Origin of the sequence: Streptomyces sp. NPDC029216, assembly GCF_040648015.1 — a bacterium.
In the GTDB taxonomy this organism is placed as follows: domain Bacteria; phylum Actinomycetota; class Actinomycetes; order Streptomycetales; family Streptomycetaceae; genus Streptomyces.
The window spans coordinates 20,447-42,686 of record NZ_JBEZWL010000062.1 but is presented as its reverse complement, the minus strand read 5'-3'; the positions used below and the strand labels follow the sequence as shown (position 1 = coordinate 42,686).

The following is a 22,240-nucleotide window of genomic DNA, read 5'->3' as shown; positions in this document are numbered from 1 at the left end:
GCGGCCAGCGCCGCGGCCTCGCCGGGCAGTTCGCCCGCGGCGGGGGGCGGGGTCAGGGCGTCGAGGGCGGCGCGCAGCCGGTCCGCCTCGGCCCGGGCGCGCGGGTCGGCCCCGGGCCCGACCGGGCCGGCGGCCCGTCCGCGCAGCAGCTCTTCCGCCGTGGCTCCGTCCAGCCACGCCTTGTGCTCGTCGGCCATCACATGTCCTTCTGCGTCCGCCAACGTGAATGCGTCACACCGGTTCGTTCCACGAGGTCGTTGGCCCGCGCCCGCTGCGCCGGTACGGCGTCGAGGTCCCGGTCCCGCGCCGGGTCTCCGGCATTATGGCCGACCCGCGCACGGGGGCGGTCCTCGCCGGCGGGGCCGGACTCGGCGCCCAGCAGTTCGGCGAGCTTCTTCAGGCCGCGGTGCGCCGCCGTGCGGACGGCGCCGGGCCGCTTGCCCAGGGTCTCGGCCGCGGTCTTCGCGTCGAGGCCGACCACCACCCGCAGGACGACGGCCTCGGCCTGGTCCTGCGGGAGCTGGGCGATCAGCGCCATGGTGCGGCCGGTGGACAGGGCCTCCATGGCCTCGATGTAGGTGTCGGAGTCCGCGGCCCGGCCGGTCAGCTCGGTCTCGTCCCCGCCGACGGCGGGCCGGCGGCCGCGCATGCGGATGTGGTCGAGGGCCCGGTTGCGGGCGATGCGGGCGGCCCAGCCGCGGAAGCGGTCGGCGTCGCCGGTGAAGGTGGCCAGGTCGCGGGCGATCTGCAGCCAGGCCTCGGAGGTGACGTCCTCGGCGTCGCCGTCCCCGACGAGCGTCCGTACGTATCCGAGCAGGCGTGGGTGCACGGCGCGGTACACAGTCCGGAACGCGCTTTCGTCGCCGTCCTGTGCCGCGAGCACCGCGGCGGTCAGCTCCGCGTCGTCCCCCAGCAAAGTCCCCAACCCGTTCAACGTCCTGTACGTGTGGCGCAAATCCGCACGTTACGGCCTTCACGCGCCTCTCGTCCACGCGTTGTACAACCAGCAACCAACCCTGCGCGGAGCGAGGTGTGACAGAAAACGCACTCCGGACGCTGACACAGATACGGGCTTGTCGCACGAGCCCGTGACGGATGGCGACCGGGGCCTCTCCTGTGGGGGGTGGCGGCCTCGGTCGCCCTCCCCTCTCTTCGGCCGGTTCACACCGGCCCGGGTGTCATCCTTTCGGCTCACTTCCGAGTGAAATCCCCTTATGCATACGGCACCCCCTCTCCGGGATCGCTAGCGTGGCGGTACACCCGCGCCGCGCCCCGAGGAGACCCCCGCTGTCCAGCCCCCTTCCGGCACAGGTCCGCGGCCCGGTCTCCACTCCGGACGCCGGGCTGGCGCGGTTCAACTCGCTGTCGCCCGAGCACGCCCGCACGGCCCTGCTGCACTGCTGCGGCAGCGTCCGCTGGGCCCAGCGGGTGGCCGACCACCGCCCGTACCCGGACACCGCCTCCCTGCTGGCGGCGTCCGACGAGGCCGCGTACGACATGTCCCAGGGCGACCTCGCCGAGGCCCTGGCCCGGGAGACCTCGGCGGAACTGGGCCAGGGGGCGCCCTACGCCGCGCTGGTGGCGCTGGACGCGGCCCGGGCGGAGTACGAGCGGACCTTCGGGCACGCCTTCGTGATCTGCCTGGACGGCCATCCGCCGGAGGAGCAGATAAGCCAGCTGCTGGCCGCGATCCGCCGGAGGATGGGTCACGAGATCGACGAGGAGCGCTCGATCGCGGCCGACGAACTGCGGATGGTCGCCCGCTCGCGGCTGCTGCGACTGCTCGGCCGGCTGGCGGGAGCGGGTCGCCGGGGCCCCGACGATGGTCTGTCTGCGGCTGATTTCGGGCTATTTGCCCCTGTGGGATAGGCCGTCCGTGCCTGTTTGATCACACCAGTGGACCCCGCGCGAGGGAACCGACGAAGCGTCGCTACGATGTCCGGGGCCGGTGGACCGTACCCGGCCGGGCCCGACCGACAAAGAAGCCGGCTGGCCCCCGCCCCGCTTCCGGAGGGTTTTCCGTGCCGGCTGGAACGTTGTACCGCGGCCGGGAAGGAATGTGGTCCTGGGTGGCTCATCGAGTCACCGGCGTCCTCATTTTCTTCTTCCTGTTCGTACACGTCCTCGACACCGCACTCGTTCGCGTCTCCCCTGAGGCGTACGACGATGTCGTGGCTACCTACAAGACTCCGATCGTCGCGCTGCTGGAGTACGGCCTCGTGGCCGCCATCCTCTTCCACGCGCTCAACGGTCTCCGTGTCATCGCCGTGGACTTCTGGTCCAAGGGCCCCCGCTACCAGAAGCAGATGCTCTGGAGCGTCGTGGGCGTCTGGATCGCGCTGATGGCCGGGGCCCTGTACCCCGTCCTCGGCCACGCCTACCGCGTTCTGTTCGGGGAGTGACACGCATGTCTTCTGACACTTCTTCCGCCCAGGCGATCGGCGACGTCGAGGGCGTGTCCCTCTACGACACCGACAACCCGGCGCCCTACATCGAGGCCCCGCGCAAGCGGACCGGCAAGACCCCGCGCTCGACCCGCGGCAACTTCGAGATGGCCGCGTGGCTCTTCATGCGCCTCTCGGGCATCGTGCTGGTCGTCCTGGTCATCGGCCACCTGCTGATCCAGCTGGTGCTGGACGGCGGCGTCTCGAAGGTCGGCTTCGCGTTCGTGGCCGGCCGCTGGGCTTCCCCGTTCTGGCAGGTCTGGGACCTGCTGATGCTGTGGCTGGCCATGCTGCACGGCGCGAACGGTCTGCGTACCGTCATCAACGACTACGCGGAGCGCGCCAACACGCGGCTGTGGCTGAAGGGCCTGCTCTACACCGCCACGGTGTTCACCATCCTTCTGGGCACGCTGGTGATCTTCACCTTCGACCCGAACATCCGCTAGGCAACGGGGCTGAGGCGAAATCCAATGAAGATCCACAAGTACGACACCGTGATCGTCGGCGCCGGTGGCGCGGGCATGCGCGCCGCCATCGAGGCGACGAAGCGCAGCCGCACCGCCGTGCTGACGAAGCTCTACCCCACCCGCTCCCACACGGGCGCCGCGCAGGGCGGCATGGCCGCCGCGCTGGCCAACGTGGAGGACGACAACTGGGAGTGGCACACCTTCGACACGGTCAAGGGCGGTGACTACCTGGTCGACCAGGACGCCGCCGAGATCCTGGCGAAGGAGGCCATCGACGCGGTCCTCGACCTGGAGAAGATGGGCCTGCCGTTCAACCGCACCCCGGACGGCACCATCGACCAGCGCCGCTTCGGCGGTCACTCCCGCAACCACGGCGAGGCCCCGGTCCGCCGGTCCTGCTACGCCGCGGACCGCACCGGCCACATGATCCTCCAGACGCTGTACCAGAACTGCGTCAAGGAGGGCGTGGAGTTCTTCAACGAGTTCTACGTCCTGGACCAGCTGCTGGTCGAGGTCGACGGAGTGAAGAAGTCCGCGGGTGTGGTCGCGTACGAGCTCGCCACCGGCGAGATCCACGTCTTCCAGGCCAAGGCGGTCATCTACGCCTCGGGCGGCACCGGCAAGTTCTTCAAGGTGACCTCCAACGCGCACACCCTGACGGGTGACGGCCAGGCGGCCTGCTACCGCCGCGGCCTGCCGCTGGAGGACATGGAGTTCTTCCAGTTCCACCCGACGGGCATCTGGCGCATGGGCATCCTGCTGACGGAGGGCGCCCGCGGTGAGGGCGGCATCCTCCGCAACAAGGACGGCGAGCGCTTCATGGAGAAGTACGCGCCGGTCATGAAGGACCTCGCGTCCCGTGACGTCGTCTCGCGCTCCATCTACACGGAGATCCGCGAGGGCCGCGGCTGCGGTCCCGCCGGCGACCACGTGTACCTGGACCTGACGCACCTCCCGCCGGAGCAGCTGGACGCGAAGCTCCCGGACATCACGGAGTTCGCGCGCACCTACCTCGGTATCGAGCCGTACACGGACCCGATCCCGATCCAGCCCACCGCGCACTACGCCATGGGCGGCATCCCGACCAACGTCGAGGGTGAGGTCCTGGCGGACAACACCACCGTCGTCCCCGGCCTGTACGCGGCCGGCGAGGTCGCGTGCGTGTCGGTGCACGGCGCCAACCGCCTGGGCACCAACTCGCTGCTCGACATCAACGTCTTCGGCAAGCGCTCCGGCATCGCCGCGGCCAAGTACGCCGCCGAGAACGACTACGTCGAGCTGCCGGAGAACCCGGCGCAGCAGGTCGCCGACCTGGTCGAGCACCTGCGCAACTCCACGGGCACCGAGCGGGTCGCCGACCTGCGCCTGGAGCTCCAGGAGACGATGGACGCGTGCGTGATGGTGTTCCGTACGGAGCAGACCATCAAGACCGCGGTCGAGAAGATCGCGGAGCTGCGCGAGCGCTACAAGAACGTGTCCGTCCAGGACAAGGGCAAGCGGTTCAACACGGACCTGCTGGAGGCCATCGAGCTGGGCAACCTGCTCGACCTGGCCGAGGTCATGGCCGTGTCCGCCCTGGCGCGCAAGGAGTCCCGCGGCGGTCACTACCGCGAGGACTACCCGAACCGCGACGACGTCAACTTCATGCGCCACACCATGGCGTACCGCGAGGTCGGCGCCGACGGCAAGGACTCCGTCCGCCTGGACTACAAGCCCGTCGTCGTCACCCGCTACCAGCCGATGGAGCGTAAGTACTGATGGCCACCCCGACCCTGGACAAGATGGAGGCGGCGGCCGCCGCCTCGCCGTACATCACGGTCACGTTCCGGATCCGCCGCTACAACCCCGAGGTCTCGGCCGAGGCGGAGTGGCAGGACTTCCAGATCGAGATCGACCCGAAGGAGCGCGTGCTCGACGGTCTCCACAAGATCAAGTGGGACCTCGACGGCACGCTGACCTTCCGCCGCTCGTGCGCGCACGGCATCTGCGGCTCCGACGCGATGCGGATCAACGGCAAGAACAGGCTCGCCTGCAAGACGCTGATCAAGGACATCAACCCGGAGAAGCCCATCACGGTCGAGGCCATCAAGGGCCTCACGGTGATGAAGGACCTCGTGGTCGACATGGAGCCCTTCTTCCAGGCGTACCGGGACGTCATGCCGTTCCTGGTCACCAAGGGCAACGAGCCGACGCGCGAGCGCCTGCAGTCCGCCGAGGACCGCGAGCGCTTCGACGACACCACCAAGTGCATCCTGTGCGCCGCGTGCACGTCCTCGTGCCCGGTGTTCTGGAACGACGGCCAGTACTTCGGCCCGGCGGCGATCGTCAACGCCCACCGCTTCATCTTCGACTCGCGTGACGAGGCCGGCGAGCAGCGGCTGGAGATCCTGAACGACAAGGACGGCGTGTGGCGCTGCCGCACGACCTTCAACTGCACCGACGCGTGCCCCCGTGGCATCGAGGTCACGAAGGCGATCCAGGAAGTCAAGCGCGCCCTGATCACGCGCCGCTTCTGATTCCGTTCTCTTTGACGCCGTGAGGCCCCGTGCCCGGAGACGATCCGGGTACGGGGCCTCGCCCGTGCCCGGGCTGTCCCCTCGGGCTGTTCGCCGAACCGACCGGCCCCTATTCTTGCGCTTTGTGACTGACTCCTTACACGAGCACGGCACGATGGGGGCGGGCGCGTCACGCCTGCGAGCACTACTCAGCAGTGCGCTGGAAGATGCAGCACGCCACGCGCCCGGCGCGGCAGGACGAATCCTGGGCGAACTGCTCAACGCCGCGGAGGCCCTGCTCCGACAGAACCGGGAACAGTGGAAACTGGAAGACGTCTCCCACGACCCGGCAACCGGCATGGCGCAGCTGGCCCGGACCAAGCAGATGATCGACCGGTCGAACGCGATCCGCACGAGCCAGATCAACCGAATTGATCAGTTGGCCCAGCAACTGCAACTCGATCGGCCTTCGTCGGGCGGTTCTCCGTCCCTCCACCTCTCCGAGACCGTCGGCGAACTCACCGACCGGATCTGCATCCTGCTCCTCAAAGAGGAGTACGCGGCTGACCGCGAGGCCCGTGACTTCGCCGGCCGCAAGTCCCGTCACCTGGCTCGCTCCCTGGAACTGACCGTGACGGCGATGGTCCGGGGGCAGGCCGCCCTCCCACCGCGGGGAATCATGAAGTTCTACGGCCCCGCAGAGGAGCGGCCGGCATGAGCGAAGCCGAAAACGTACGCCGTGTACTGCTGGAGGCCGCAGACCGGTACCTGCGCAGCCCGGACCGGACCGCCGAGACCAAGGGCGTCCGGGACCTGGTGACCGAGACCGACCGGGCACTGGGCCGCTTCCTGGCCGACCGTCTGACCACCGTGCGCGCTGACGCGGCCGTGTACGCCGAAGACCTGCCCGGCGCTGCCCCCGACCACGCCGCCTCGTCACCCGTGCTCCCTGACGGCCCGCGATGGCGCTGGCGGCTCGACCCCGTCGACGGCACCGTCAACTTCGCAAGGGGGCTTCCCTGGTACTCCGTGTGCGTGACCCTCGAACAGGGGGACCGCACCGAACTCGCCGTTGTCCTCGATGTCGAACACGGTCGGCTGGTGACGGCGGTCGCCGGTGGGGGCACGGTCCGTCACACCGTCACACCGAGCGGCTGCGCGACGGATACCGGCCTCGCCGAACCGGTCCACACCATTGCCCGGCCGATCGACGCGTCGCTGATCTCGGTGATGCTGACCCCGAAGATGAGCAAGGGCGCCCGCGCCGCCACGCTGCGCCTGATCGACCACCTGCTGGACCACACCCAGGGCGTGCGCATCGTCGTCAGTCAGGCACTGGAGGCGGTGCTCCTGGCGCAGGGCCAACTGGACGCCGTCGTCAGCCTGGAGAGCAGTGGCGGCTGGACCCGTTCGGCCGCCATGCTGTTCGCGTGCGAGGCGGGCGGCCAAGTAACGGAGCTCCACGACGTCAGCGGCAGTCGGACCGGCTTCCTGTTGTCGGCCGGGGAGGAGTTCACCCGCTGGCTCGGCGAGTGGTGCGTCAGCCACGGAATCACGCCCGTGGCCCGAGTGGAGGGATGAACATGAGCGAGTACGCCGTCGCCGTGGACTTCGGCAAGACGCGTCTGCGTGTGGCCTTGGCCGACGAACAGGGAAGGACCTCACACGTACAGGAGGTGGACTCCAGGGACTTCACCTCGTCCTCGGACATCACCGAGGCCGTCGTGAAGGGTGTGGAGCACTTGCGCTCCGCCCTTGAGGAGCCGGGGCCGGGCCCGATCACGGGGGTCGGGGTCGGCTCGACCGGCGCGGTGGACCCGGCAACGGGCACGGTACTCAGCAGCGGCAGCCTCCCCTACCTGCGGGACTACGACATGGCAGCGCAGCTGTCCGACCGGCTGGGGCTGCCGGTCAGCGTGGTCAACGACGTCAGTGCTCAGGGCCTCGGCGAAGCCGTATACGGCGGCCACGGCGAGGAGGACCGCGTCGCGTTCGTCAACTTCGGTACCGGTGTGGGTGTCGCCCTGGTCCAAGGGCGACGGCTGGACCTCGGGGCGCACGGATCGCTCGGACTGATCTCGGCGCTTCCGCTGCCGCCCGACGGCCGTACCGTCAACCAGCGAGCGGGGGGCAAGGCCCTCGCTCCCTTCGTCGGCGAGGATCGTAGGGAAGGCCCGGAGTGCGACGCGGCCTGTCAGGACGCGGTGGAAGCGGCTGCGCTGGTGATCGGCTTCGTCGCAGGACTGTGTGATCCACACTCCGTCGCGGTCGGCGGCGGCGTGTGGCTGCACAACGCGTGGTTCCGGGAGGGCGTCAAGGCCCGGCTGCACGAGGTGCTCAGCGGACAGACCACCGGGCTGTCCGTTCCGCACGTGGTGACCGCCCGGCTCGGTGACCGCGCCGGGCTGGTGGGTGCCGGTCACCTGGGTCTGGCCGCCGGGAAGTCCCCGGCATTCGGTGCGCGGGCCGTCACGGCGCGTCCGTGACGGGACTCGTGCGGGAAGTCGTCGTCCACGACGTGTGCCTCGACGATGCCGCGGTGCTGCGCGGCACGGGCTGCGCGGCCGAGGTGGACGTCGCGTGCACGCAGGACGGGATCGCCGTGGTCCTGCCGTGCGCGGCGCACCTCGCCAAGGAGACCGCGCTGCGGACCGTCGCCGAGACGCCGGCCGAGGCCCTGGACCCGGCCGTGTTCCCGCCCGTCGAGACGGGGTTGGCCACGCTCGGGGCGCTCGGCCTGCCCGTCGTCATGGACCTGAAGGCCGGCCCCGGCGAAGAGGCACGCACTGCGGCCGCCGTCCTCGCGCAGGTGCCTCGGCCCGGGAACACACGGGCCATCGGTTTCAACCACCGCGTGGTGCGGCTGGTCTCGGCCCGGTGGGGAACGGCCGCGTGCGGGGTCCTGTTCGCCGGTTTGCCGATGGACGTCGCAGCCATGGCCACCGAGGCCGGATCCGGCTGGGTGGTCATGCAGAGCCGGTTCCTGGAGCCGGGACTGTGCGCGGAACTGCGCGCCCGGGGCATCCGGACGATGACGTTCTCAGCGTCCACACAGGAGCGGTGGGAGGAAGCGCTGGCCTCGGGTGCCGACAGCGCCATGGCCGAACTGGAGATCGCGACCGCCGCCGCAGGCGGCACAAAGACCACAGGGGGAAGGGTTGAGTCAGGAAGTCCCGCAGAGCCGTCAGCCGAACACGCCGACGCGTCCGGGTGACACCGCCCACAGTGGCGCTGAGCTGGAGCTCATCGGCGCCGCGCTGATAGCCGAGTACGAGGTGCTGCGCGAGGAGATAGGCCGCTACCAGGACCACCAGAAGCAGATCATGAACTTCGCCTTCATGGTGTCGGCGGCCATGGCCGCTCTGGCTCAGCCACTGTTCAACGATTCCGGCCCGAAGGCGGAGAACATCCGCTCGGTACTGCTGTACTTCCCTCCGCTCTTCGCCATGCTCGCGGGTCTGTACTCGGATCGCACCATTCGCATCCTGCGCCTGGCGGGATACATCAACAACCATCTGCGCCGCAAGCTCGCCTCACTGGTGTCCATGCACGTATGGCAGTGGGAGGTCTACAAGGGCAGCCGGGCCCGCGGGGGCCATCCCTTCGCCTACACGCTGGACAAGGTTCGCTGGCTCGTGTTCGTGCTGCCGGGTGTCGGGTCGGCCGGCCTCTACTTCTGGCTGGGCGGCAACCTGGCCGGCTGGCGTTCACGGTTCGGTCTGGGGGTCTCTGTCCTCGGTGTCGCAGCAGCGGTCCTGATCATGTTCCTGGCCGAGGAGACCAAGGGCGTGGGCACGCTCGATGAACCCGATCTCGACGCCCTCGACCACAGTCTGGTGCGTACGCCTCCCGCTCCGGAGTGACGGGGCATAGCCGGTGCGGGCCTCGGGCATTGCCCCGGCCGTCACTCCCGCGGCCGCCTCGGGCGGGCCGGGGGGTGGGTGTGGGGCTAGCCTCCGAGGACGGGAGGGGAACCGCTGCGAGCTGCTGGGAGGCACCCGTGCGCCGTCGTTCCGTGAAGCCCGCGCCGTTGCTGGTCCCGCTGGTCCTCGGGGCCTGCCTGCTGTCCGGCTGCGGGACCCCCACGGCCGAGGGCGACGAGCGGGACTGTCCGTCCGGGCAGGTCTCCCGGGGCGGTACGTGTCTCCCCGAGGACGCCGCCGCTTTCGCCCGGCGGCAGGTCGGGGAGTCGCTGGCCAAGTACAAGCTCACCGCGTCCATGGCCGAGGTGTGGACCGGCGGCGAACGGGTGGCCGCCGCCACCGCCGGGGAGTCCATGACGGGCGTCCCCGCCACGCCGGACATGCGCTTCCGCAACGGCGCCGTCGCGATCCCCTACCTGACGACCCTGCTGCTCAAGCTCGTCGACGAGGGCAGGGTCTCGCTCGACGACAGCGTCTCCCGCTGGCGCCCCGACCTGCCGCACGCGGACGCGATCACGCTGCGGATGCTGGCCTCCACCACCTCCGGCTACGCCGACTACGTCCGGGACCCGAAGTTCATCGCCGCCCTGTACGAGAACCCGTTCCGCCGCTGGACCCCGGAGGCGCTCATCCGGATCTCCGTGGACAAGCCCCTGGTACGGGCTCCGGGCTCCGGCTTCGCCTACTCGCACGCCAACTGGCAGATCCTGGGCGACATCATCGGGAAGGTGCGGGGCCGGCCGCTGGCCGAGGTGATGCGGGAGGAGATCATCGAGCCGCTGGGGCTGACCGGGACCTCCAACCCGTCCACCGCCGAGATCCCCGCCCCGGTCCTGCACGCCTTCGACAACGAGCGCAAGGTGTTCGAGGACTCCACGTACTGGGACCCGTCGTGGACCCTCGCGCCGGGCGCGGTGATGACGTCCACGCTGGCGGACATGGCGAAGTCCTTCGCCTCGATCGGCGAGGGCCGGCTGCTGAGCCCGGAGTCCCACCGGGCGCAGCTCGCCCCGGTCTCCACGATCGCGCCCGGCACCTCGTACGCCCTGGGGCTGGTCGTACAGGACGGGTGGATCCTGCAGAACCCCTCCTTCGCCGGGTACGCGGCGACCGTGGCCTACTTGCCGTCGAAGAAGCTCGCGATCGCGACGGTGGCGACGCAGGGCCGGGGCAGCACGGTCCAGAACGCGAGCACGGACGTCCTGGTCGCCCTCGCGAACCACCTCGCCCCGGACCACCCGCTGAAGCTGCGCTGATCCGGTCCTACGTGCCGGCGCCGGGGCCTGAGCCATGGCGCAGCAGCCGGCGTCGCGGTACGGACCAAGTCCGAAGCGGAGGTTGGGGAAGCGGCCTGTGACGAGTCCTGCTCCGCGCCCCGATAAGGTCGGACACCGTGACAGATCAGAAGGCTCCCAAGAGCGAGCAGACCCGCACGCTCATCCTCGAAACCGCGCTCCGGCTGTTCCAGGAACGCGGGTTCGACAAGACGACGATGCGGGCCATCGCCAAGGAGGCGGGGGTCTCGGTCGGCAACGCGTACTACTACTTCGAGTCGAAGGAACATCTGGTCCAGGGGTTCTACGACCGGATCAGCGCCGCCCACCAGGCGGCGGTCCGGCCGATCCTGGACCAGGAGACCGATCTCCAGACGCGGCTCTCCGGAGTGCTGACGAGCTGGCTCGACATCGCGGCGCCGTACCACGAGTTCGCCTCGCAGTTCTTCAAGAACGCAGCGGACCCGCAGAGTCCGCTCAGCCCGTTCTCCGCGGAATCGGAACCGGCGCGCCAGGCGGCCATCAGCATCCACCGCGAGGTGCTCGCCGGGGCGAAGACCAAGGTGCCGGCCGAGCTGGCCGACGTACTGCCGGAGTTGATGTGGCTCTCGCAGATGGGCCTGGTCCTGTACTGGGTCTTCGACCGCTCCCCGGAGAGCGAGAAGTCCCGGCGGCTCGCCGAGCGCGGGGCGCAGCTGACCACGCGGGGCATCGTCCTGGCGCGGTTCCGGGTGCTGCGGCCGCTGGTGCGGGAGTTGCACGAGCTGTTCGCGGACTTCCTGCCGGGCATGGCCCAGACGGCGGCGGCCAGGAGCGGGAAGCGGGCGTCCGGCCCGAGCTCCGACGAGGGCTGAGAGGGCAGCCCCTCCGGCCCGTCGCCGTGCCTCAGGCCCCGAGGACCAGGAGGGTGGCGACCGCCGGGCCGAAGGCGCCGCCGAGCTGGTAGCAGAGGGTGAACAGGCCGATGGCGCTGGGCCGGTGGGCCTCGTCGGGGGCGGCGGCGACGGCGTGGGTCGACAGGACGGCGTTGGCGGCGCTGGCCGTGAACACGCCGACCCCGGTGGCCACCACCAGCAGCGGTCCGGAGCCGGCGAGGACCCCGGTGAGCGCGGCGGCGGCTCCGGCCGCGACCAGCACCGTACGGACGGCCCCGCGGCCCATCCGGGCCGAGGCGGCGGCGAGCAGCCAGGACAGGGCGGACCCGGCGAGCAGCGCGGCCAGCTGCCAGGCCCCGGCGGAGGCCGCGTCCCAGCCGGCCCGGTCGGCGAGCAGCCGGGGCACCGAGAACAGCAGGGTGAAGTAGGAGGCCGACAGGGCCAGCGCGAGCAGCGCCGAGACCACGAAGACGGGCCGGCGCAGCAGCGCGGCGGGCACGAACCCGTCGGGGCGGCGGCGTACGTGCAGGGCGAGCAGTACGGCGGCGACGAGGGCGGCGCCCAGGGCGGCGAGGGGCTGGGTCGGCAGCAGCACCAGGGCGGTGGCGAGCCCGGTCAGCAGGGCGGCACCGCGCGCGTCGAAGCGGCCGGCGGGGGCCGGGGCCGGGGTCCCGGCGCGGCGCAGGACGACGGGCACCGCCAGCAGGGAGACCGCCTGGACGGCGAGCGCGAGCCGCCAGGAGGCGCCGTCCGCGAGGGCCCGGCCGAGCAGCGGGCCGGATGCGCCGAGCATGCCGAAGCCGGCGCTGATGACGCCCATCCGGCGGGCGTTCCCGGCGAGGCTCATGGCCGCCGCCACCAGCCCGGCGCCGCCCGCGGCCTGGGCGCAGCGGCCGAGGAGGGTGAGCGGGAGCCAGGGGGAGGCGGCGACGAGGAGGGTGCCGGCCAGTACGAGGACGGTGGCCAGGCGGAGGACGGCGGCCAGGCCGCGGCGGCGCAGGAGTCCGGCGATCAGCGGGGTGCCGACGGCCATGGCCCAGCCGAAGGCGGTGAGCAGCCAGGCGGCGGTGCCGTTCGCGACCCCGAGGGAGCGGGCCATGTCGGGGAGGATCAGCACCGGCGCGTTGGCCCCGGCGGCGATGGGGGTGGCGAGCAGGGCGAGCCAGAGGACCGGGACGGGGCCCGGTGCGGCGTCGTCCGTCGTCGGCGCGGGCCTCCCGGTGCTGCTCCTGGTGGCGGTGACCGTCATGGATGACCCACTCCCCTTCACGTCTCAACCTTGACAATCTCAACGTTGAGATAAAAACACCGAGATCCCTTCAACGTCAAGTGTCTTAACGTTGAGGTATTCTCGCCGCATGGAGCGTGCGGAGAAGGACATGGTGGCCGCGGTCGTCGGCCAGTGGGAGAAGGAGCGCCCGGACCTCACGGAGGCGCTGTGGCCCGTCGAGGTGCTGGCCCGGATCCAGCGCATGAACCGGATCATCGACAAGCACCTCAAGGCCTTCACCGCCGAGCACGGCCTGGAGCTGGGCGAGTTCGACGTCCTGGCCACCCTGCGCCGGTCAGGCCCCCCGTACGCGCTGACCGCCGGCGCGCTGCTCCCGGCCGCCATGGTGACCTCGGGCGCGATCACCAACCGGATCGACCGCCTGGAGGCCAAGGGGCTGGTCGAACGGGTCCGCGACGAGGCGGACCGCCGCTCGGTCCGGATCCGCCTGACGGACGCGGGCCACGCCCTGTGCGACTCGGTCATGGAGGAGCACCTCAGGCACTACGCCCGCCTGCTGGCCCCCCTGGACCGCACGGAGTGCGAAACCCTGGCCGCCTCCCTGCACACCCTCCTCCTGGCCCACGGGGACACCCTCGCGCCGCCTACAGCCAGTTGAGCTCCCACAGGCGCCAGACGCCCGTGCCGTCGGAGAGGTACTGGAGGCCGGTGACGGACTCGCGGGAGAGGACGTAGTCCTTCTTCTGCCAGATCGGCAGCAGCGGGATCTGCTGGGAGACCACCCGCTGGAGCTCGTGGAAGTCGTTGGCGGCCTCGGCCCGGTTCTGGAAGGACTGGGTCCGGGTGATGAGCTCCTCGATGGTCTTGTCGGAGAAGCCGTCGTTCATGCTGGCGTCCTTGCCGACCAGCGGGGCGAGGAAGTTGTCCGCGTCCGGGAAGTCGGCGATCCAGCCGAGCGTGTAGGCGTCGAACTGACCCGCGGCGTAGGCCTTCTGGAAGTCCTCCCACGCCTCGACCGGCTTGATCGTCAGCTGGAACAGGCCGGTCGCCTCCAGCTGCCGCTTGATCTCCTCGGCCTCGGCCACGTTCGCGCCGCGCACGTTGACCCCGAGGGTGACGGAGACCGGCGCGGCGACCCCCGCGTCCGTGAGGAGCTTGCGGGCGGTCGCGCCGTTGGGCGAGGGGTAGGTGTCGAAGAACGGCGTGCTGTGACCGGCGATCCCCGCCGGGACGAGGGAGTAGAGCGGGGTGACCGTGCCCTTGTAGACATCGCCGGCGATCTTGGACCGGTCCAGCGCGGCGGCCATGGCCTGGCGCACCGCCGGCTTCTGCACCGTCGAGCCGGGGCGGACGTTGAAGACGATGTGACGGGTCTCCGTACCGCCGGAGGCCTGGTAGCGGGTGTCCTTCAGGCCCGGGTTGAGGCCCGCGAGCACCGTCGGCGGCATGTCGCGGTGCGCGACCTCGATCTGGTGGTCCCGCCAGGCCTGGTCCAGCTGGGCGGAGTCCTTGAAGTAGCGGACGGTGATCGCGGACTCGGCGGGCTTGGCCTGGCCCTTGTAGGCCGGGTTGGGCTTGAGGTCGGCGCTCGTACGGGCCTTGTAGCCGGTCAGGACGAACGGGCCCGTGCCGTCGGCCTTGCCGTCCGCGCGCAGCGCCTTGGCCGGATACCGCTCCTTGTCCACGATGGACGCGGCGCCCGTCGCGATCTTGAACGGGAAGGTGGCGTCGGGGGCGGAGAGGTTGAAGGTGACCGTGCGGCCCTCGGCCTTGACCGACTCCAGGGTGTTGAAGAGCGGGGCCGGGCCCTGGTCGGAGTTGATCTGCTTGATGCGGTCGAAGGAGAACTTCACGTCCTCGGCGGTGACCTGCCGCCCGCCCGTGAAGGTCAGGTCGGGGCGCAGGTCGCACTGGTAGGTGGTCAGCTTCTGCCCGACGAACTTGCAGGCGGACGCGGCGTCCGGGACCGGGGTGTCGGAGCCGGGCTTGATGGTCAGCAGCGACTGGTAGACGTTGCTGAACAGGGCCCAGGAGCCGGCGTCGTAGGCACCGGCCGGGTCCAGGGCGGAGACGTGGTCGGTGGTCCCGACCCGGATCGCGCCGCGGCCCTCGTCGCCGGCCGGCAGCAGCTGCCAGGCCGCCACGCCACCCGCTGCGGCGAGGACCAGCCCGGCCGCGATCACCTTGGAGCGGACAGACCCCATCCCCTGAACCCCCGCTGTACGAACTCGGCAATCCGACTATCGGACGACCCCCCGGGGGGTACCCAATCACGGAAAACCAGCCACGGGAAGGGTCGCGATGCCCGGTCGGGACTGGTCAGGACTGGTATGAGGCGAGTTCGACGACCGTGATGTCGGACGGGGCTCCGACCCGTACCGGCGGCCCCCAGGCGCCCGCTCCGCGGGACACGTAGAGCTGGGTGTCCCCGTACCGCTCCAGGCCCGCGACCGTCGGGTTGGCGAGTTCGGCGAGGTAGTTGCCGGGCCAGAGCTGGCCGCCGTGGGTGTGTCCGGAGAGCTGGAGGTCCACGCCGTGGCGGACGGCGTCGTGGATGACGACCGGCTGGTGGGCGAGGAGCACGGAGGTGCGGGAGCGGTCGCGGTCGCCGAGCGCGGCCTGGAAGTCGGGCCCCTCGCCCTCCTTCTCACCCTGGACGTCGTTGACCCCGGCGAGGTCGAAGTGGGGCAGCTCGCGGCGGGCGTTCTCCAGGGGGGTCAGACCGAGTTCGCGGACGTGGTCGACCCACTGCCGGGCGCCGGAGAAGTACTCGTGGTTGCCGGTGACGAAGAAGCTCCCGTGGCGGGCCCGGAGCTGCCGGAGGGGTTCGGCGGCGGGGCCGAGGTCGTGGACGTTGCCGTCGACGAGGTCCCCGACGATCGCGATGAGGTCGGGCTGGGTGCGGTTGACGGTGTCGACGATGCGCCGGGTGTGGGCGCGGCCGAGGACCGGGCCGAGGTGGACGTCGCTGACGACGGCGATCCGGAAGCCGTGCGCGGCGCGGGGCAGGTGGGCCAGGGGCACCTGCACCCGCTTGACGCGCGGACCGCGCAGCACCCCGTAGGTCCCGTTCCCGACGGTCACGCCCGCCGCGGCGACGGCGGCCCCGCCGAGCGTCCGCGCGACGAACACCCGCCGGGTCACCCCGGCCGGCCCGTCGCCGGCTCCCTGCCCGGCCGGGGCCGCAGGGGCTTCCGCGGTGTCGGCTTCCGGTGCGGCCCGGGCTGCTGTGGCGGCCGGGCCCCGCGGGGCCGTGCCCCTGCCCGCCGGGGTGTCGGGCACGCCGATCGGGGCCGGGCCCGGCCCGGCGGGGACGGTCCGGTTCAGCCGGCGCAGCCACAGGCGGCGGACGGGTTCCGCCACCAGCATCGCCAGCGTCAGGTACAGCAGGACCGCGAGCCACATGAAGCCGGGCCAGGCCACCAGTCGCTGGAGCCAGAACGGGGCGCCTGCGCGGCCGGCGGTCAGGGCGGCCAGGGACAGCAGCGGCAGCGCGAACGCCAGGACCGTCCCGGCGCGCCGCGCGGGCCCGCCCGGGCGGGTCGTGTCGCGGACCAGCCGCACCCACAGCCACCGATGGACCAGCCCCAGCAGCGCGAGGACCGCGACGACCCCCACAATCACCACAAACACGGTCATCGTGATGCACGCCGCAAGGCGAGGACGCTGCGCAGCCCGATCACACCGACGGCCGTCCCCAGGAGGAAGGACGTCACGGCAAGGAGGAGGTGGACCCAGAAGTAGGCCGTGGGCCGCCCGTCATCGAAAGCCAGACCGCTGGCGTCATTGAAGAGGTTCTTGACGAACGTGGACCAGATCACCCAGGACCAAGCTCCGAACGCTGCGAGGAACCAGGACGCGGTACGGCTGAGTTTCATGTCCCCAGTATCGGATTCGTCCCCAGGACGGACGCGCCGGGGTGGGCCGTACCGGGGGTGGTTCGCCCCGGTTGGCCGGTCCGCGACGCCGGGCAGCCCATCGGGATGTACGTTCACCTGCGTGTCTGCCAAGAAGACCGCACTGACGGTCCTTTCCGCCGCGCTGCTGGTTCCGGCGATGCTCGTCGTGCCCCCGGCCGCGCCCGCGTACGCCGCGCCGACACCGCCCCCGCCGGCGGACGGGAAGGGGAAGCCCGCCCAGGCCCCGGCGGCACCCGCCCCGCCCCCGTCGATGTCCACCGTGGGCGGCCCCCGGCTCGGGCAGCCCGGCACCCAGGTGAACCCGCTGCCCGGCGCGCCCGCGCTGCCGGCGAACCTCAGCGGCCGGTCCTGGATCGTGGCGGACGCCGAGACCGGCGAGGTCCTCGCCGCGCACAACGCCCACTGGCGGCTGCCCCCGGCCTCGACCCTGAAGATGCTCTTCGCCGACACCGTGCTGCCCACCCTCCCCAAGGACCAGGTGCACCACGTCACCGACCAGGACATGGACGGCGTCGGCCCGGGCAGCAGCCTGGTCGGGGTCAAGGAGGACCACGACTACAGCGTCCACGACCTGTGGCTGGGGGTGTTCCTGCGCTCCGGGAACGACGCGGTGCACGTACTTTCGGCCATGAACGGCGGCGTCGAGAAGACCGTCAAGGACATGCAGGCGCACGCCGAGGAGCTCCAGGCCCTGGACACGCACGTGGTGTCGCCCGACGGGTACGACGCCCCGGAGCAGGTGTCGAGCGCGTACGACCTCACCCTCATCGCCCGCTCCGGGCTGCAGAAGCAGGACTTCCGCGAGTACTGCGGCACCGTCGAGGCCAAGTTCCCGGGCCGTCAGGAGGCCGGCAGGCCGCGCGAGTTCTTCGAGATCCAGAACACCAACCGGCTGATGACCGGCGCCGGCGGCATCACCCCGTACAAGGGCATCGCCGGGGTGAAGAACGGCAACACCACCATGGCCGGCTCGACCTTCACCGGCGCGGCCCAGCGCGGGGACAAGAAGCTGCTGGTCACGGTGATGAACCCGGACCACGGCGGGCTCAACTCGGTCTACGAGGAGACCGCCGACCTCTTCGACTGGGGCTTCGCGGCGGTCGGGAAGGTCAAGCCGGTCGGCCTGCTGGTGCCGCCGAAGAGCGCGGACACCAAGCCCTACGGCTCGCCCGCCAAGACCCACGAGAACGTCCCGGTGGCGGCCGGCCCGCCCTCCGGGGGCGGCGGGCTGGGCACGGCGCTCGGCATCGCGGGCGGGGCGCTGGCCGTGGTGGCGGGCGGGGCCTTCGTGGTCAACCGCCGCTGGCCGCGCGGCCGCCGCGGCCAGGGCGGCTAGGGTCTGTCGCCTTCGGCTCTTCCGCTTCCTCCTGCTCGCCCTCGTCGTCCCGGGTCGCGGTCCAGGCGGCGCAGAACAGGAGCAGCTTCGCCGTGAAGTTGATCCACAGCAGCAGGGCGATCGGCACGCCGAAGGCCCCGTACATGCTCTTGCCGGCGACCTCCCTTATGTAGCCGCTGAGCAGCAGTTTCAGGAGTTCGAAGCCGGCCGCGCCGATCAGTGCGGCCTGGAGCAGGCGGGCGCGCTGCGGTTCGACGCCGGGCAGCAGGCTCAGCAGGTAGAGCAGGAGCAGGAAGGCCGCCAGGACGCCGACGAGGAAGGCCCCGGCCCGCAGCAGCGCTCCGCCCGCGCCGTCGCGCGGGATGCCGATGAGCTCCGCGATCTTGCCGACCGCGGTGGACCCGATGATCGACGCGGCGGCCGAGCCCAGGGCCGCTCCGCCGAGGCCGAGCAGGACCAGGGCGTCCTTGCCCTTGCGGACGAACGGGTTGCCCTGGTCCTCGTCGTCCTCCTCCCACACGGCGCGCAGGCAGTCGCGCATCGAGCCGACCCAGCCGATGCCGGTGAAGAGGAGGAGCGCGCCGGCGACGAGGCCGATCGTGCCGGCGTTGGCGACGAGGCCGGCGATGTCGAGCTGGTCGGAGACGCCGGGGACCTGCTCGGAGAGGGTGTGCTGGAGCCGGTCCAGCTGGTCCTGGCTGAGCGCCCCGGCGCCGACGGCGGCGGCGACGGTGATCAGGGGGAAGAGCGCGAGGAAGCTGATGAAGGTGATCGCCGCGGCGAGCCGGGACCAGTGCACGCGGTCGAGCCGCTCGTACGAACGCCAGGCGTGGGTCCGCATCGCGGCGGACACGAGCGGTCCGATCACGGGGAGTTTCTTCAGCCAGTCCATGGGGCCACCGTAAATGAGCTGCCGGAAATAGCCGGTATTGCCGCTTTCGGGCACTACGGTCGTCGATTGTGACTTTTCGCCCTGCACCCCGACCGTTCCACGCCCTGGTCCTGCGAAGGCTCCGGTTCCACGCCTTCCGCGCGTGCCGGAGCCTGCGGCCGTCGCGTCAGGAGCGTCGTATCGCGGTGTCGGCGGCGGGGCCCGACTGTGCGGGGACGGCGGTCGCGGCGGTACCGAAGGGGTACTCGCGGAGTTTGCGCCAGACCCCGTCCGAGCCCTGCTCGTAGAGCGCGAAGCCCTCGCACTGCCAGCCCGCGGCGTAGTCGGCGAGCTCGGTGAAGGCCCGGTCCATCGCCTCCTCGGAGATCCCGTGGGCGACCGTGACGTGCGGGTGGTACGGGAACGCCAGCTCGCGGCTGAGCGGGCCCCCGGGATCGCGGACCCGGCCCTGGAGGCCGGTGCAGCCCTCGGCGCCCTCGGCGAGCCGGACGAAGACGACCGGCGAGAGGGGCCGGAAGGTTCCCGTCCCCTCCAGGCGCATCGGGAAGGCGGGGAAGGTCCGCGCGACCTCCGCGAGGTGCGCGCGGATCTCCGGCAGCCGGCCGGCCTCCACCTCGGTGGGCGGTACGAGGGTGACGTGCGTGGGGATGCCGTGCGCGGCGGCGTCCCCGAAGCCGGCGCGCAGCTGCTGGAGCTGGCTGCCGTACGGCTCCGGGACCGCGATCGAAACGCCGAGCGTTACGGTCCCCACGTGATCTCCTCCGCGCGCGTGTACTGGTGTGTGGTCGCGTCGATGTGGTCGCACCGACGCGGTCGGGCCGATGCCCTCGCATCGGGTGCCGCCGCCTCAGTGTGGCGCCAGCACCCCCTCGGCCGCCAGGGGCCCCGGTGCGTCAGTGCTTGGCGGGCACGAACCCGATGCGGTCGTAGGCCTGCGCCAGGGTCTCCGCGGCGACCGCCCGGGCCTTCTCCGCGCCCTTGGCCAGCACGGCGTCCAGGGTCTCCAGGTCGTCCAGGAACTCCTGCGTGCGCCGGCGGAAGGGTGTGACGAAGTCGACCATCACAGCGGCGAGGTCGGTCTTGAGCGCGCCGTAGCCCTTGCCCTCGTACGCGGCCTCCAGGGCCGGGATGCTCTCCCCCGTCAGGGTGGAGTAGATCGTGAGCAGGTTGCTGACGCCGGGCTTCTTCTCGGCGTCGAAGCGGATCTCGGCCTCGGTGTCGGTGACCGCGCTCTTGATCTTCTTCTCGGTGGCCTTGGGCTCGTCGAGGAGGCTGATCAGGCCCTTGGGGGAGGACGCGGACTTCGACATCTTGATCGCCGGGTCCTGGAGGTCGTAGATCTTCGCGACCTGCTTGACGATGTGCGCGGCGGGCAGGGTGAACGTCTGGCCGAAGCGGTGGTTGAAACGCTCGGCGAGGTCGCGGGTCAGCTCCACGTGCTGGCGCTGGTCCTCGCCGACGGGGACGGCGTTCGCCTGGTAGAGCAGGATGTCGGCGACCTGGAGGATCGGGTAGGTGAACAGGCCGACGCTGGCGCTGTTGACCCCGCCCTTGGCGGACTTGTCCTTGAACTGGGTCATCCGGCTGGCCTCGCCGAAGCCGGTGATGCAGTTCATGACCCAGGCGAGCTGGGCGTGCTCCGGGACGTGGCTCTGGACGAAGAGCGTGCAGCGCTCGGGGTCCAGGCCGGCGGCGAGGAGCTGCGCGGCGGAGAGGCGGGTGTTCGCGCGGAGGTCCTTCGGATCCTGCGGCATGGTGATCGCGTGCAGGTCGACGACCATGTAGAAGGCGTCGTGCGTCTCCTGGAGGGCGACGTACTGGCGGATCGCTCCGAGGTAGTTCCCGAGGTGGAACGAGCCGGAGGTGGGCTGGATACCGGAGAGCGCGCGGGGACGATCAGAAGCCATGCCGCCATTCTCTCAGGTGCGGGGGCGGACTCGGGCCCGTTCCCCAGGGCTCCGCCCCGGACCCCGCGCCTCAAACGCCGGCGGGGCTGGATTTCGCGCAGCGAAATTCCAGCCCGCGCGGCGTTTGAGCGCACCGGGCGCGCAGCGGTACCGGACCGCCGGTCAGGACAGGGGCAGGCCCGGGGCCGGGTAGGCGGTGAGGAGGGCGGCGACCTCCGCGCGGATGCGGGTCAGGGCCTGCTCGTCGGACGTGGCGGCGGCGTCGACGGCCCGCGAGATCCAGTCCGCGACCACCGGCATGTGCTCCGCCGACAGCCCCCGCGACGTCAGCGACGGCGTACCGATCCGGATCCCCGACGGGTCGAACGGCTTGCGCGTGTCGAACGGCACCGTGTTGTAGTTGACCACGATCCCCGCCCGGTCCAGCGCCTTCGCCGCGATCTTCCCCGGGACCCCCCGCGAGGTGAGGTCCATCAGGATCAGGTGGTTGTCGGTGCCGCCCGAGACGAGGTCGAAGCCCCGCTCCAGCAGCGCCGCGGCCAGCGCCTTCGCGTTGGCGACGACCGCGTGGGCGTACGCCGTGAAGGACGGCTGGGCCGCCTCGTGGAGGGCCACCGCGATGCCCGCCGTCGTCTGGTTGTGCGGGCCGCCCTGGAGGCCCGGGAAGACCGCCTTGTCGATGGCCTTCGCGTGCTCCTCCTTGCACATCAGCATCGCGCCGCGCGGCCCGCGCAGGGTCTTGTGGGTCGTGGTGGAGACCACGTCCACGTGCGGCACCGGCGAGGGGTGCGCGCCGCCCGCGATCAGGCCGGCGATGTGGGCCACGTCCGCGACCAGGATCGAGCCCGCCTCCTTCGCGATCGACGCGAACGCCTCGAAGTCGATCGTGCGCGGCAAGGCCGTGCCGCCGCAGAAAAGGATCTTCGGGCGCTCGGCCAGCGCGAGGTCGCGCACCGCGTCGTAGTCGATCAGGCCGTCCTCGGCGCGCACGCCGTACTGGACGCCGCGGAACCAGGAGCCCGTCGCCGAGACGCCCCAGCCGTGCGTCAGGTGCCCGCCCATCGGCAGGGCCATGCCCATCACCGTGTCGCCCGGCTTGGCGAAGGCCAGGTACACGGCCAGGTTGGCCGGGGAGCCGGAGTACGGCTGGACGTTCGCGTGGTCCACCCCGAACAGGCCCTTGGCCCGCTCGACGGCCAGCGCCTCGACGCGGTCGATGTTCTGCTGGCCCTCGTAGTAGCGGCGGCCCGGGTAGCCCTCGCTGTACTTGTTCTGCAGGACCGTGCCGGAGGCCTCCAGGACCGCGGCGGACACGTAGTTCTCGCTGGGGATCAGGCGCAGCGTCTCCGCCTGGAGGGTCTCCTCGGCGGAGACGAGCGAGGCGAGCTCGGGGTCGGTGGCGAGCAGGGCGGGCTGGCGGTGCGCGGTCATCGCGGCTCCTCCGGGGTCGATGTCAGGTCTCGTCCCCGCGAGGCC

23 protein-coding genes and 1 pseudogene are annotated in these 22,240 nt (G+C 71.3%); 14 read left to right on the top strand and 10 right to left on the bottom strand.

Annotation, left to right across the window (positions count from 1 at the left end; all coding sequences use genetic code 11):
• Together AB0F18_RS22185 and AB0F18_RS22180 are read right to left on the bottom strand one after the other, a co-directional pair.
• Positions 1–197 (bottom strand): annotated as a pseudogene (locus AB0F18_RS22185) (hypothetical protein); the annotation flags it as partial.
• Positions 197–916, bottom strand: a complete 720-nt coding sequence (locus AB0F18_RS22180; protein WP_362063250.1) for an RNA polymerase sigma factor — start codon at positions 914–916, stop codon at positions 197–199. The pseudogene AB0F18_RS22185 and the gene AB0F18_RS22180, both read right to left, overlap by 1 nt.
• Positions 917–1,248: 332 nt before the next feature.
• On the opposite strand from AB0F18_RS22180, the gene AB0F18_RS22175 reads away from it, so the two are divergent.
• From AB0F18_RS22175 to AB0F18_RS22120, 12 genes are all read left to right on the top strand, one after another.
• Positions 1,249–1,869, top strand: coding sequence for a 2-oxo-4-hydroxy-4-carboxy-5-ureidoimidazoline decarboxylase (locus AB0F18_RS22175; RefSeq protein ID WP_362063246.1), 621 nt, complete (start codon positions 1,249–1,251; stop codon positions 1,867–1,869).
• 152 nt (positions 1,870–2,021) lie between these two features.
• Positions 2,022–2,402: a succinate dehydrogenase, cytochrome b556 subunit gene (sdhC, locus tag AB0F18_RS22170; protein ID WP_362063244.1), complete on the top strand. Its 381-nt coding sequence runs from the start codon at positions 2,022–2,024 to the stop codon at positions 2,400–2,402.
• A gap of 5 nt (positions 2,403–2,407) precedes the next feature.
• The gene (locus AB0F18_RS22165; protein ID WP_362063242.1) at positions 2,408–2,890 is read left to right on the top strand and encodes a succinate dehydrogenase hydrophobic membrane anchor subunit; all 483 of its coding nucleotides are present in this window, start codon (positions 2,408–2,410) and stop codon (positions 2,888–2,890) included.
• A gap of 24 nt (positions 2,891–2,914) precedes the next feature.
• Positions 2,915–4,669, top strand: coding sequence for a succinate dehydrogenase flavoprotein subunit (gene sdhA / locus AB0F18_RS22160; RefSeq protein ID WP_358893552.1), 1,755 nt, complete (start codon positions 2,915–2,917; stop codon positions 4,667–4,669).
• On the top strand, positions 4,669–5,427 hold the full coding sequence (locus AB0F18_RS22155) for a succinate dehydrogenase iron-sulfur subunit (RefSeq protein ID WP_007266035.1): 759 nt from the start codon (positions 4,669–4,671) through the stop codon (positions 5,425–5,427). The genes sdhA and AB0F18_RS22155 overlap by 1 nt, the downstream gene beginning before the upstream one ends.
• 124 nt (positions 5,428–5,551) lie before the next feature.
• Positions 5,552–6,124, top strand: a complete 573-nt coding sequence (locus AB0F18_RS22150) for a DUF4254 domain-containing protein (protein WP_362063240.1) — start codon at positions 5,552–5,554, stop codon at positions 6,122–6,124.
• Positions 6,121–6,987, top strand: coding sequence for an inositol monophosphatase family protein (locus AB0F18_RS22145; RefSeq protein WP_362063238.1), 867 nt, complete (start codon positions 6,121–6,123; stop codon positions 6,985–6,987). The genes AB0F18_RS22150 and AB0F18_RS22145 overlap by 4 nt, the downstream gene beginning before the upstream one ends.
• A 2-nt stretch (positions 6,988–6,989) precedes the next feature.
• A complete protein-coding gene (locus tag AB0F18_RS22140; RefSeq protein WP_362063236.1) occupies positions 6,990–7,892 on the top strand; it encodes an ROK family protein in 903 nt (300 codons plus the stop codon).
• Positions 7,889–8,620 carry a hypothetical protein gene (locus AB0F18_RS22135; RefSeq protein WP_362063234.1) on the top strand — a complete coding sequence of 244 codons (732 nt, stop codon included), beginning with the start codon at positions 7,889–7,891 and terminating at the stop codon, positions 8,618–8,620. Before AB0F18_RS22140 ends, AB0F18_RS22135 begins: the two co-directional genes overlap by 4 nt.
• The gene (locus AB0F18_RS22130) at positions 8,565–9,269 is read left to right on the top strand and encodes a hypothetical protein (RefSeq protein WP_362063232.1); all 705 of its coding nucleotides are present in this window, start codon (positions 8,565–8,567) and stop codon (positions 9,267–9,269) included. Before AB0F18_RS22135 ends, AB0F18_RS22130 begins: the two co-directional genes overlap by 56 nt.
• Before the next feature lie 137 nt (positions 9,270–9,406).
• Complete coding sequence (locus tag AB0F18_RS22125) at positions 9,407–10,585, top strand: serine hydrolase domain-containing protein (protein WP_362063230.1); 1,179 nt, start codon at positions 9,407–9,409, stop codon at positions 10,583–10,585.
• A gap of 137 nt (positions 10,586–10,722) precedes the next feature.
• Entirely contained in the window at positions 10,723–11,457 is a 735-nt protein-coding gene (locus AB0F18_RS22120; protein ID WP_362063228.1) for a TetR family transcriptional regulator, read from the top strand.
• A gap of 31 nt (positions 11,458–11,488) precedes the next feature.
• On the opposite strand, the gene AB0F18_RS22115 is transcribed toward AB0F18_RS22120, so the two are convergent.
• Positions 11,489–12,727, bottom strand: coding sequence for an MFS transporter (locus AB0F18_RS22115; RefSeq protein WP_362063226.1), 1,239 nt, complete (start codon positions 12,725–12,727; stop codon positions 11,489–11,491).
• A gap of 109 nt (positions 12,728–12,836) precedes the next feature.
• On the opposite strand from AB0F18_RS22115, the gene AB0F18_RS22110 reads away from it, so the two are divergent.
• Entirely contained in the window at positions 12,837–13,367 is a 531-nt protein-coding gene (locus tag AB0F18_RS22110; protein WP_362063224.1) for a MarR family transcriptional regulator, read from the top strand.
• Here AB0F18_RS22110 and AB0F18_RS22105 read toward each other — a convergent pair.
• From AB0F18_RS22105 to AB0F18_RS22095, 3 genes are all read right to left on the bottom strand, one after another.
• Positions 13,354–14,913: an ABC transporter substrate-binding protein gene (locus AB0F18_RS22105; protein WP_362063222.1), complete on the bottom strand. Its 1,560-nt coding sequence runs from the start codon at positions 14,911–14,913 to the stop codon at positions 13,354–13,356. The genes AB0F18_RS22110 and AB0F18_RS22105 overlap by 14 nt on opposite strands.
• 115 nt (positions 14,914–15,028) lie before the next feature.
• On the bottom strand, positions 15,029–16,348 hold the full coding sequence (locus tag AB0F18_RS22100) for a metallophosphoesterase (protein ID WP_362063220.1): 1,320 nt from the start codon (positions 16,346–16,348) through the stop codon (positions 15,029–15,031).
• Positions 16,345–16,587, bottom strand: a complete 243-nt coding sequence (locus AB0F18_RS22095; RefSeq protein ID WP_362063218.1) for a hypothetical protein — start codon at positions 16,585–16,587, stop codon at positions 16,345–16,347. The genes AB0F18_RS22100 and AB0F18_RS22095 overlap by 4 nt, the downstream gene beginning before the upstream one ends.
• 121 nt (positions 16,588–16,708) lie before the next feature.
• Between AB0F18_RS22095 and AB0F18_RS22090 the strand changes: the two genes are divergently transcribed.
• The gene (locus AB0F18_RS22090; RefSeq protein WP_362063216.1) at positions 16,709–17,965 is read left to right on the top strand and encodes a D-alanyl-D-alanine carboxypeptidase; all 1,257 of its coding nucleotides are present in this window, start codon (positions 16,709–16,711) and stop codon (positions 17,963–17,965) included.
• Here AB0F18_RS22090 and AB0F18_RS22085 read toward each other — a convergent pair.
• The 4 genes from AB0F18_RS22085 to glyA all read right to left on the bottom strand — a co-directional run bounded on the left by AB0F18_RS22085 (position 17,922) and on the right by glyA (position 22,195).
• Positions 17,922–18,857: a YihY/virulence factor BrkB family protein gene (locus AB0F18_RS22085; RefSeq protein WP_362063214.1), complete on the bottom strand. Its 936-nt coding sequence runs from the start codon at positions 18,855–18,857 to the stop codon at positions 17,922–17,924. The genes AB0F18_RS22090 and AB0F18_RS22085 overlap by 44 nt on opposite strands.
• Positions 18,858–19,023: 166 nt before the next feature.
• Positions 19,024–19,608, bottom strand: coding sequence for a 2'-5' RNA ligase family protein (locus tag AB0F18_RS22080; RefSeq protein ID WP_362063212.1), 585 nt, complete (start codon positions 19,606–19,608; stop codon positions 19,024–19,026).
• A gap of 142 nt (positions 19,609–19,750) precedes the next feature.
• Complete coding sequence (gene trpS / locus AB0F18_RS22075; RefSeq protein ID WP_362063210.1) at positions 19,751–20,764, bottom strand: tryptophan--tRNA ligase; 1,014 nt, start codon at positions 20,762–20,764, stop codon at positions 19,751–19,753.
• A gap of 162 nt (positions 20,765–20,926) precedes the next feature.
• Complete coding sequence (gene glyA / locus AB0F18_RS22070; protein WP_362063208.1) at positions 20,927–22,195, bottom strand: serine hydroxymethyltransferase; 1,269 nt, start codon at positions 22,193–22,195, stop codon at positions 20,927–20,929.
• Positions 22,196–22,240: the final 45 nt, after the last annotated feature.

Excerpts from the sequence above, each read along its gene's own strand:
- AB0F18_RS22165 (WP_362063242.1), top strand. The coding sequence starts at position 2,408 with ATGTCTTCTGACACTTCTTCCGCCCAGGCGATCGGCGACGTCGAGGGC.
- sdhA (WP_358893552.1), top strand. The coding sequence starts at position 2,915 with ATGAAGATCCACAAGTACGACACCGTGATCGTCGGCGCCGGTGGCGCG.
- AB0F18_RS22155 (WP_007266035.1), top strand. The coding sequence starts at position 4,669 with ATGGCCACCCCGACCCTGGACAAGATGGAGGCGGCGGCCGCCGCCTCG.
- AB0F18_RS22145 (WP_362063238.1), top strand. The coding sequence starts at position 6,121 with ATGAGCGAAGCCGAAAACGTACGCCGTGTACTGCTGGAGGCCGCAGAC.
- AB0F18_RS22140 (WP_362063236.1), top strand. The coding sequence starts at position 6,990 with ATGAGCGAGTACGCCGTCGCCGTGGACTTCGGCAAGACGCGTCTGCGT.
- AB0F18_RS22115 (WP_362063226.1), bottom strand. The coding sequence starts at position 12,727 with ATGACGGTCACCGCCACCAGGAGCAGCACCGGGAGGCCCGCGCCGACG.
- AB0F18_RS22110 (WP_362063224.1), top strand. The coding sequence starts at position 12,837 with ATGGAGCGTGCGGAGAAGGACATGGTGGCCGCGGTCGTCGGCCAGTGG.
- AB0F18_RS22105 (WP_362063222.1), bottom strand. The coding sequence starts at position 14,913 with ATGGGGTCTGTCCGCTCCAAGGTGATCGCGGCCGGGCTGGTCCTCGCC.
- AB0F18_RS22100 (WP_362063220.1), bottom strand. The coding sequence starts at position 16,348 with ATGACCGTGTTTGTGGTGATTGTGGGGGTCGTCGCGGTCCTCGCGCTG.
- AB0F18_RS22095 (WP_362063218.1), bottom strand. The coding sequence starts at position 16,587 with ATGAAACTCAGCCGTACCGCGTCCTGGTTCCTCGCAGCGTTCGGAGCT.
- AB0F18_RS22085 (WP_362063214.1), bottom strand. The coding sequence starts at position 18,857 with ATGGACTGGCTGAAGAAACTCCCCGTGATCGGACCGCTCGTGTCCGCC.
- trpS (WP_362063210.1), bottom strand. The coding sequence starts at position 20,764 with ATGGCTTCTGATCGTCCCCGCGCGCTCTCCGGTATCCAGCCCACCTCC.
- glyA (WP_362063208.1), bottom strand. The coding sequence starts at position 22,195 with ATGACCGCGCACCGCCAGCCCGCCCTGCTCGCCACCGACCCCGAGCTC.